This is a genomic window from Bythopirellula polymerisocia, assembly GCF_007860015.1.
GTDB lineage: Bacteria > Planctomycetota > Planctomycetia > Pirellulales > Lacipirellulaceae > Bythopirellula > Bythopirellula polymerisocia.
In genome coordinates this window covers 69,791-80,659 of record NZ_SJPS01000002.1, presented here as the reverse complement: position 1 = coordinate 80,659, position 10,869 = coordinate 69,791, and the positions used below count along the sequence as shown (strand labels likewise).

Below are 10,869 nucleotides of genomic sequence, written 5' to 3'. Positions count from 1 at the left end.
GGGGCCAGAGAATCTGTTTCTGGTGGTTAACAGCAACAGTCAAGATTCGATGACTGTAGCCAATCACTATATCAACTTCCGCAAGATTCCTGCTACGAATGTCTTCTATCTCGATTACCCTGCAGGTAGGATTTCTGCACCGAGTTCTCAGTTCAAGAAAAGAATACTTGAGCCGGTACTTACCCAAATTAAAGATCGAAAACTTACTAGTCAGATTGATTACATTGCTTACTCTTGTGATTTTCCGTGGAAAATCAATTTTGCGGATCAGTTCTCTACTGAAACTTTACCGCGGCAGCAAACACCTTGGCTGTCACTCCCTGCCGCAACCTATCTATCTGCATTTGTCTTGGCTGACCGCAAGGAAATGCTAGGGGCACTTTCCAATTTTTACTGTACTCCCGTCAATAACTTAATCGTTGTTTCACGGGGTTTCCGTTCGAGCTACCGGTGGTCGCTCGGGGGAAGAAGAGCCGGAGCCGAGGGCTTGCCCTATATGCTGTCGGCCATGCTGGGGGTCAACACCGTTCCAGGAAATACAGTCGATGAGATAGTATGGTATCTCAAGCGGGCAGCAGGGGCTGATGGCACTAAGCCCAAAGGAACTATTTACTATGTCAAGAATAAGACGATCCGCTCGACAGTACGCGATAAAGACTTTGCAGAGGCAGCTCGCCAGGTACGCTTGGCTGGTGTCAATGCGGAAGTCATCGAAGGTTTTTTCCCAGAGAACAAGCAGAATGTCGCGGGCGTGACATGTGGACGTCACGTTGTGAATCCAGCTGGCTCGCATTGTCGTTTTTTGCCAGGTTCGTTTTTCGACAATCTCACCAGCGCTGGTGGCCAATTCTTGCCTCAGAATAAACAGACATGCATTAGCGAGTTTTTGCGAATGGGAGCCGCTGGAGCATGTGGGACCGTGGTAGAACCTTTGGCACTACCACCCAAATTTCCCAACGCGACGTTGTTTCCACACTATGTTCACGGGTGTTCGATGGCAGAGTCCTTCTATCAGTCCTTGGCTGCACCGTTCCAACAGATCCTGGTTGGAGATCCACTCTGTCAACCTTGGGCTACGATTCCAGAGGTTTCACTGGACGGCATCACCGAGGGTTCTTTTGTTGGAGGAACTGTTAATATTACCCCTCGTGTCTCAAAGATCGAAGGAGGGGTGAGTACGTTGCGTTTCTTCGTTGACGGCGTGTTCCAGAATGAATGTCGGGACGGTCAGGTTTTTGCCTGGGACACAACCAAGTTCTCAGATGGTTTTCATGAAATCCGGATGGTTGCAACTGACAATACTCCCATCGAAACCCAAGGGCGTTGGATGGCTGAGATAGCTATCAAGAACGGTACCGAGGCAGTTCAATTGAGCGTAGAAAAAGATTCTTTGGAAGCTACCTCGGATTATCTGATTGTCGCGGTGAACTCAACAAATAAGGCTGAGACCTCAGTTTCTTGCAATGGGTTAGAGCTGGGCAAGGTAGAGTCGGGAAACGGGCAGATTTCTATTTCCAAAGCAAAGCTGGGAACTGGCCCACTCACCCTCGTTGCCACTTCGAAAGGGTCCCCAGGCCTCCGGTCCCGGGCCTTAGATATTGTGCTGCCAAATCAGAAATAGCTAAGGCAGAAATTCTACCCCGGAAGGACTTCTAGTGAGTCTATAAGAAAAGCCAGCGGTGCCTCGATACGGCAAATGCGATTTTCCAGAGTACCTTCTATGAATTTTGACTTGGACAAACGCGGATTTAGCGGGTGACCGCAGATCATTTCAATTGCATACGTTCTTCTGAGATCTGCGTAAATCCGCGTTCATCTATGTTCCATTTTCCCAGCCCCTAGCCTCCGAATCCTAACTCCTTCATTTTCCTCCAACCGTGGAATTCCCAGCCTTTCATAGTGAATCCGATTTTGGCGAGTTCTTGTTCCATTTGGTTTTCGACTCCCTCAATTGTTGACGGGCCTTGGTTAATAGACTGTCCATATAATGCCGCTCCCTATCGGCTTCGAGTTTTTCGTGCATTATTTCCAGGGCAAGAATCTGCTCGGATAGGGAACTTCCGATATAGTAAGAACGTTGTTTGCCATTTTCGCGGTAGCGAAAACTCATATAAGGGCCATAGGTCTCTCCGCGCACCTGGCGATAGCTCATCTGTACCAAGCCAGTCGTCGTCGACATGCGATCATGGAGGAAGTGAAGTTTTTTCCGAGTTTCTGAGGATTAGACAGCGATTTGGGATTTGGTCAACAAAATCTTGTTTTTCCCTATTGGGTGCTCGGGGAGGGGTTTGGGAGGTTTGGGGTACCTGTTGGCCGAGGTTTAACGCGGTATTCTCGCGAGGCCGTCATCCTTTCGTAATTCCTGGATTCGCGTTAGTAACCCGGCTACGGCTAACTTCGCTCCAACGACTCGCAGGTATTGATCAAGACTCTCACGATAGGAAACCTGGGTAATAGTCCCGGTGATTTTCTCTTTCTTCGGTTGAAATGACCGACCTCTTTGGTATTCACACAAGGCCACTTTCCACATTAAAGCTACTTGAACGGAATACGACCATTCGTGAAAGTTGATAGCACACTCATTTCAATTCCAGGCAGGCAGCAAGGTTAAGGATTCTTCCTGCGATGTTGCCACTTGAACTCTCAGCAGCCACGCCGTCTCCTTCGCAGGAAGGCTACCCCACTACAGAAAAGAGAGAGGCAATAGAGTGAAGTACTAGGTTCCGGCACGACAGCCGCAGTAGCAGTCGCAAGAAGCGCTAGACTATTGCCAAATTGCCGCTGCCATGCCAGGAAGTCTTGCCCATCCACCAATCCATCCAGGTTTGCGTCCCCCATCGGTCCGGATGTGCCATAATTGGCCTTCCAGATTGCCAAATCGTTGCCGTCGATAAAGTTGCTGTTGTCGAAATCGGCATTAACGAACGTGAGGATAAGATCACTGGCATTGGCGACTGATTGGGAGAACCAAATTCCATCTGGACCACCCAGGTTTAGACCGTTGTCTAACAGGCTGCCAGCACTAAGAACTGTAAATTGCTGTCCAGCAATCGGGATGAAACCATTCATCAGCTTAGGTGCCAATATCCCCGCAAGCATGGCGCTATCCTGTACGTTGAGGAAGTCATAGCTCATCCCGGCGATGCCACTGCTGTTGAATAGGTCAATTTGCAAGGTTCCTGACGGCAGTTGACGGAAATCACCCTCGATGGACAAGAGCCCTGGAGTGGTAGCGTCATAGCCGCCGAAAATCTCCACGCTGCCACTGTTAATCACAGTCGGCTCTAGCAGGCCTTGGCCGGCAAATTCAGGGATGCCGGCAAGGAGTGACTGCCAACCAGTAATCGTGCCGCTGCCTGACAGCTTGCCGCCGGGCCGCACTTCGACATCTCCAACGGTCTTGAGCGTGCTATTTACTAGTCGCACCATCCCGCGATCGCCGATCCGGACACCGTTGTAAGCATTGAGCGTAATGCCTGTATTGACTGTCAAATGCATTCCTCCAGCACTGCCGACCACTTCTAATCCCAGCACGGTTGCATCCTGGCCCACCCAAGTGTTGCGAGTTCCATCCAGATTATTGTCCACTTTGGCTAGCCAGTTCGAGGCGGGGCCTGTATTCCAGAACAAAGCATCGGGGTCCGTATCACGGTTGAGTTGAGTTCCACCGCTCCAGTTAGCTGGGTCAACAAACAGATTGGCTCCTGCCCCTGGTACCCAGTATTTGTATTGAGTAAAGAATACGTTTTGTCCTTGGGATGTATTTCCGATTGCAAAATAGGGCTCATCTAGGACCCCTTCCTTCTGAGCAACAGCTTTGAATGCCGTAACCATATCGATTCGGCTGGAGGAGATGTTTGTGGTTTCGTAGGGATCGACCTCAATGTGGTAAAGTTCTTCGGTATTGGTTAAGACACGATGGATGAATTTCCACCCTCCCATTTGAATTGCATAACTTGCTTGGTTAAGGCCTGCAAAATTATCTTTGTCTGTCCAAACGATTGCGTCAGTACGTGGTGGATCAGGCTGGCCAAGGATGGCGGGTAACATCGACCTGCCATCAAGACCAAACGGAGTATCCTGACCGGCCAGTTCAGCGAAGGTTGGGAATATATCGGCAAAGGACCCAACATGGGTGGAGTTTACTGCGCCAGGCGTCGTGACGCCGTCCCACCGCACCAAGAATGGTGTAATTATACCGCCCTCGAGCGTATTCGATTTCTGGCCGCGATAAGAGCCATTGCTATCGAAAAACTCAGTGTTGAAACCCGACACATGAGGCGTCCATAAGGCCCCATTGTCACTGGTAAAAATAACCAGCGTATTGGCAGCAATACTGTCTGATTTGTCTCCGTCACCATTGGGATCCTCAATTGCCGCGATAAGGTCTCCCACGTTTCGATCTAGTCCGGTGACCATGTTGGCATAGCGCTCCTGAACATCAGGCCAATTATTCGGTTCGTATTCACCAGGGCCGAGCCGATCCAATGGATCATGAACCGCTTCGAATGCAACGTACATAGCAAACGGATCTGCCCCGTTCGCATGATTGCGAATGTAGTTTACCGCGTGATCAGAAGTGACATCTTGACTATAGCGATAGGATGGTCCCGGCCCAGGCCAAGAAGGATCGGGAGCGACTGGCGTATATTTAAGACCACCGTTCCCATCGTTTTCCCAGAGCCTGCTGACCCGATATCCCCCATGCATTGACCCAAAAGCAGTTTCGAATCCTTGTTGGGTTGGAATTTGAGTGAAATCAAATATCCCTTGGTCATTTGGAGCCCCTGAGGAATTGACACCTCCCAAATGCCACTTGCCCCACATTCCAGTTTTGTAACCCGCGTCTTGAAGCATTTGGCCCCAAGTCTTGTCATCGTCTTGACCGCTTCGAAACCCATTGAACTTGTCGGTATGTTCTTTGATTACATGATTGATTTCGAAGCCGGTTAAGAGCGATGCTCGAGAGGGCGAGCAAATCGGAGCCCCTGAATACATTCTTGTGAAGTTGACCCCGTCGCTGGCAAGCTTATCAATATTGGGGGTGCTGATCGCAGGCAGGTTCGCCGCGGCACGGGCAATCTGGTTAGTGTATCCAAGATCACCGATACCCAGATCATCTGCCATAATGAAGACTATATTTGGCCGAAGTGCTGCGGATTCAGCATGCACTGGCAAATGACAACTAATGCTTAGAGAGACCCCTAAAGCCAAGGCAACGCAATTTGAGATTGTGACCCCACCCGGTTGATTTAGATACATTGAGGTTTCCAAGCAAAAAATCCGTACATTAAGGGGGCAGAGAAGGAGAACGCTGCGTCCTCGCTATGGATTTCTATTTTAGACGAAAGCTACGTCCAAGCAACTAATTCGTAATTGTTGCCATGTTTTACCGCTCCTCTCAGGGCTCAGGGGCTCAGGGATTGACTGGATTGATGGGCCTCTATCGAACATTACTGGAAGGCTTCCAGGAGGTTAAGGCAGGTTCGAGGGAGCTTTGGTTTCCGGACATCTTAATGAACCGCCCGGACCTTCCACCCATCTCGCAGCAAACTGAAAGTTGGCATTCGAGTGGAATTATCAGTACTGCTAAGGCTGAATAGTCAGGGGGGAGACAGTCCTGATCCACACTTGTGGGGGGGTAGGCGAAGCTTCGGCCATCGTGGAGACTTTTTGCCAAGAAAATCTTGAACAATTTAATAACCCAACTAGCATGGCTTTGCATCGCATAGTGTTGTAGCACAATGAATTACGTCAATAGTCCAGTTTGCTTAGACTAGCATAGTGCCTGCAGAGGACCCCAATCCCCCTTTCCCAAAACCCCTGAACCTGTCAAGATACGCTTGCCTTTCACATTAAGGGGATAGAGCAGATTTTAATGGATCGGCTAAGTTAGAAGGAATGGACTTTCTTTCACTTAAGGCAAGAGGTTAAGAGGCTTCTTTTAGTTAACTGGCTTCGAGACGAAGGATATCTGCAACGCTGCTTCTCTAGTGCGTGCAGTCGACTCGCTGTGCTAGTCGCCAACTAGTTTTACAGGTATTTCCACGGGCGCATGTTCAAAAGTGGAACTAGTGGTCTTTTCGTGCGATGAAGGTTTTTAAGCTCGGTTACGAACCCAGCAGTGGGTTGGCAGTAAGACCGAGTGTTCACGCTGATTTGCTTCCTTAAACGATTAATTGGGACGAATCCTTATGAGCATTTTTCCATTTGGCAAGCATCGTAGTTCCAACAAGTCTCGAAATAAAGGATTGAGGTTTGAAAGCCTGGAAGAGCGCGTTGTTCTCTCGACAACGTATCTGACCGTAGACGAACCTACCCCAGCAATAGCAGCCGTTGTGAGTACGATCACAACTCCCATCGAGGACTGGGTCCACTCGCTCACGTTTGAGCGGTTTGCGCAATTGACCCCCGAGCAGGTGATCTATCTGCTGCCAGAACAGTTGGCCACGATCCCGAATCATGGTTCCTTTTATGTGTGGTCTGCAGAATCTCGCGCGGCATTGACCATTAACCAGGTTCGCGCTTTGCCAGTGGATCGGTTGAGTACGGGGCTCCTGACAAACCAACAGGTTACCTGGTTGACTCAACCGCAGGTGCAGTCGTTAAATATAAGCACGGAAGTAATTCGACTTCTTTCCCCCACGCAACTGGGTTGGCTGACGACAGGACAAATACAGTCGCTCAAATATTGGGATCTCTCATATATCTATCCCGCTCAGATACCTCAGGTCTCAACGGCACAAATTGCTTCAATTCCCAGTGTGGAGATTCTTAAAAGTTGGTCCTCGGCGGTGAGAGGCGCTCTGACTGTGCAGCAGGTCCGGTCCCTGAGAGTAGATTTGATTGGGATCAATTTATTGAACTCGAGTCAAATCGGTTGGTTGACCGCATCGCAGATACAGTCGCTGAATACAGCCCAACTACCTTTTTTGCAACCAGGGCAGATCCAGTGGCTCACTACCAGTCAGTTCTCTCAGATCGATTCACATGGAACCTTCTCTCAATGGAGTCCTGCGCTGCGAGCAGCTTTAAATCTCGCACAGGTACGTTCCTTGCGAGTCGATCTATTAGGTACGAGTCTCTTGACCGATCAGCAGGTTACTTGGTTGACCCAACCGCAGGTACAGTCGTTGAATATGTCGACGGAAGTGATTCGACGTCTAGCTCCAACGCAACTGGGTTGGCTGACTACAGGACAGATACAGACGCTCAAGTATTGGGACCTTTCTTATCTCTATCCTTCCCAGATTCCACAAGTATCAACGGCACAAATTGCTTCTATTCCCAGTGTGGAGATCCTGAAGAGCTGGTCCTCGGCGGCACGAGATGCTTTGACTTCACCGCAGGTTCGGGCTTTGCGGGTCGATCTTATCGGCATCGGTTTGTTGAACTCGACTCAAATCGTGTGGTTGTCAGCAGCCCAACTTCAGTCGTTGAAGATACCTCAGCTTCCACTTTTGCAACCAGCGCAGATCCAGTGGCTCACCACCAGTCAGATATCTCAAATCGATTCTCACGGCACGTTCTCTCAATGGAGTCCTGCGCTGCGGGCAGCGTTGAATCTTGCCCAGGTACGTTCCTTGCCGGTCAATCTATTAGGCACGAGTCTCTTGACTGATCAGCAGGTTACTTGGTTGACCCAACCGCAGGTACAGTCGTTAAATATGGGCACGGAAGTAATTCGACGACTTTCTCCCACGCAACTGGGTTGGCTGACTTCAGGACAGATACAATCTCTCAAGTACTGGGACCTTTCTTATCTCTATCCCGCTCAGATACCTCAGGTCTCAACGGCACAAATTGCTTCAATTCCCAGTGTGGAGATCCTGAAGAGCTGGTCCTCGGCGGCACGAGATGCTTTGACTTCACCGCAGGTTCGGGCTTTGCGGGTTGATCTTATCGGCATCGGTTTGTTGAACTCGACCCAAATTGGTTGGTTAACCGCATCGCAGATCCAGTCGCTAAATATTAGCCAGTTGCCTTTTTTGCAAGCTTTTCAAATACTTATCCTGACAAGCAATCAGCTAGCTCAGATTGACTCTCACGGTGCCTTTTCTCAGTGGAGTCCTGCCCAGCGAGCGTCGTTGATTTACAACCAAGTTAGATCACTGCGAGTAGACTTGTTGAGTACGGGCCTACTGACGGACCAACAGGTAACCGAGCTATCGCAAACCCAAGTGCAATCTTTGATTATTGCAACCGAGGTCATTCGACGACTTTCAACGACTCAATTAGAGTGGCTCACGGTGAGTCAAATTCAATCACTCAAATACTGGGATTTCTTGTACCTGGATCCTTCTCAGATTCCACTGCTGACTCTGCAACAAGTGGCCTCGATTCCATCACGTCAGAATTTCGCAGCGTTGTCTCCATCTGCAAGGGCTGCACTCACGATACCTCAAGTACGAGCACTAGATGTAGCTAAAGTAAATATTGATCTGTTGAATCCAGGGCAAATACAGTTCTTGACGGTGTCACAAATTCAGTCTCTTAAATCGATCGACTTTGTCCACCTGTCGATCACGCAGTTGAAACTAGTCACATCTGCGCAATTTGCAGCTGTTAGCAATCCCTTGCACGTAACTTTGCTTGATCCGGAAGTGAAAGAAACGCTTTCCCGCGAGCAAATCCTCAGTATGCCACTGGATATCTACGCCGAATTTGTGGGCATTCCGATTAACTTGGGAGGCATAGAGAATTATGTGCCAGTAAGCGAGTATGCGAAGGCTGCTGACGGACTGGCTAGTGACCCACGTACGATGATGGAATGGATGGGGATTCTTTCTCTCGTGCCCGATAGTTCAGCCACGCATTTCTCAGTGGCCAGCGGGAGATGGTCTAATCCTGCTACTTGGCTCAATGGTCAGGTGCCTAGTGCCGGTGCGAAGGTCGTCGTTGCCTCGGGCACGGACGTTTATTTTGATGCCACGATGAATAGCTCGCTCGCCACGTTGCGAATCGATGGAACCCTGCGATTTGCACACAACCAGAATACGCTGCTCTGGGTGGACACGATTGTAGTTGACACGTCTGGCACTTTGCTTATCGGCACCCAGGCCCAGCCGATCCAGTCGGGAGTTACTGCTAGAATCGTATTCCCGACAGAGACGCCGATTGATATGACCTGGGACCCTCGCCTGCTAAGTCGTGGCATTGTCAGTCGTGGAACCGTCAGAATGTATGGCGAAGAAGTGACCCCTTATGTTGGGTTGGTGAACGATCCTTCCAAGGGGGATTCCATCTTGCGACTGGAGAGTGTGCCCACTCACTGGAGAGTGGGAGACCAATTAGTGCTCACAGGGACCAATCCCTACACAGATGATTTTGGTACGGAAGAGCGAACCATTCTGGCAATAAACGGCTCCCAGGTGACTGTTGCTCCGCTTGACTACGATCACCATACTCCGGCGGGCCACGACTTATCTGTTTACGTCGCCAATAGGTCGCGCAATATCACTTTGGCTAGCAGTGATCCCGATGCTGATTTTACTGTTCGTCCCCATATCATGTTTGTCCATAATCCTGACATCGAATTGGTCAACATCGGTGTCTATGGATTTGGTCGCACCAATAAACTCATTCCAATCGGCACGCCTATTAATGGTGGCACGCAACCAGGAACGTTGATCAATGCACGCGGTCGTTATGCGATTCATTTCCATCGCACAGGGGTCGACGCGGCTTCCGATCCCGCGATCGTGCGTGGCAGTGTGGTGGATGGCAGCCCAGGTTGGGGATTTGTGAACCACCAGAGCTACGTCCTCATGGACGACAATGTAGCTTATCAGGTGAGGGGCGCGAGCTTCGCAACCGAAGATGGCAATGAAATTGGTCATTTTATACGAAATCTGTCGATTGCTTCGGCAGGTTCTAATGAAGCAGCGCGGAGTCGGATGGACATCCATGACTTCGGCCATGCCGGGAACGGTTTTTGGCTCCAAGGACCCTTGGTGGAGGTAGTCGACAATATCGTTGCGGGAGCCAGCAGCGACGCCTATGTAATCTTCTCCAACTCTTCTCAGGTTCTTTTCTCCGCTGCCGATCTGGAAGATCCGAACTTGGCTGGGGGCCAGTCCAGGGTTGCGGTTAGTGCCCTTCCCTTGAAACGGTTCGAAGGGAACGTGGCCTTTGCTTCGCGGGGCGGGGTGGAAACTTGGTATATCAACCGCAATATGACTGACCGAAAGTCAAACATCGAAGATTTCACCGCCTGGAATGTTGCAAATCCCGGGGTGTTTCTCGAGTATACTGGGCGGATTGATGTCAATGATGTCGTACTACTCGGCATGAATATTCCCGACAGTCCTGCGATTTTATCGAATGTCCATTCTCACGACATTACCTATGATAATGTTCACATCGAAAATTTCGACGTGGGCATTCAAGTTGATGGAAGAGGGAAAATAACGATCCAAAATGGATTTTTTAAGGCGAGAGTTGCACTCGATATCTTGGAGAAGGCTTCTCCGTATCGAACCGTAGAGATCCTAGGCAATCCTGTGTTCGCGTCACTCACAACCGCGCAACTTGGAGGTCGCACTCAATATGACTACTATCTCTCGAATGAATCGAGATTTCCTTACCAGTATGAGGAAGATTTGGTTAGTCATTCGACAGTATATGTCAATACGCAACAACTCCCCAGTGCCGAGCTATATTCTTATTTACAAATCTCAAATGCGATTCCGTTTCCTTCCTCGATTTCTTATGGCTACGTTCGTGATGAATGGCTTGATCTCACGAATCAGCAACTGTGGCAACAGTTTGGTGTGGCCTATGGCGGGGCAATTGCTCCGGCGGATTCTGTCATTGTGCCACGCATCTATGGGTTGGTGTATCAGCCGTAAGTCAGCATTAGAAAGTAAG

4 protein-coding genes are annotated in these 10,869 nt (G+C 49.7%); 2 read left to right on the top strand and 2 right to left on the bottom strand.

The features are described from left to right. The first annotated feature begins 49 nt into the window (after positions 1-49). Positions 50-1,621, top strand: a complete 1,572-nt coding sequence (locus Pla144_RS06570; RefSeq protein ID WP_146449231.1) for a hypothetical protein — start codon at positions 50-52, stop codon at positions 1,619-1,621. Positions 1,622-1,894: 273 nt separating this feature from the next. On the opposite strand, the gene Pla144_RS06565 is transcribed toward Pla144_RS06570, so the two are convergent. Both Pla144_RS06565 and Pla144_RS06560 read right to left on the bottom strand, forming a co-directional pair. Next, positions 1,895-2,179, bottom strand: coding sequence for a DUF1678 family protein (locus Pla144_RS06565; RefSeq protein WP_146449229.1), 285 nt, complete (start codon positions 2,177-2,179; stop codon positions 1,895-1,897). A gap of 464 nt (positions 2,180-2,643) precedes the next feature. Continuing rightward, the gene (locus Pla144_RS06560; protein ID WP_146449227.1) at positions 2,644-5,262 is read right to left on the bottom strand and encodes a sulfatase-like hydrolase/transferase; all 2,619 of its coding nucleotides are present in this window, start codon (positions 5,260-5,262) and stop codon (positions 2,644-2,646) included. Between the two features lie 932 nt (positions 5,263-6,194). Here Pla144_RS06560 and Pla144_RS06555 point away from each other — a divergent pair. After that, entirely contained in the window at positions 6,195-10,850 is a 4,656-nt protein-coding gene (locus tag Pla144_RS06555) for a G8 domain-containing protein (RefSeq protein ID WP_146449225.1), read from the top strand. Positions 10,851-10,869 lie beyond the last annotated feature (19 nt).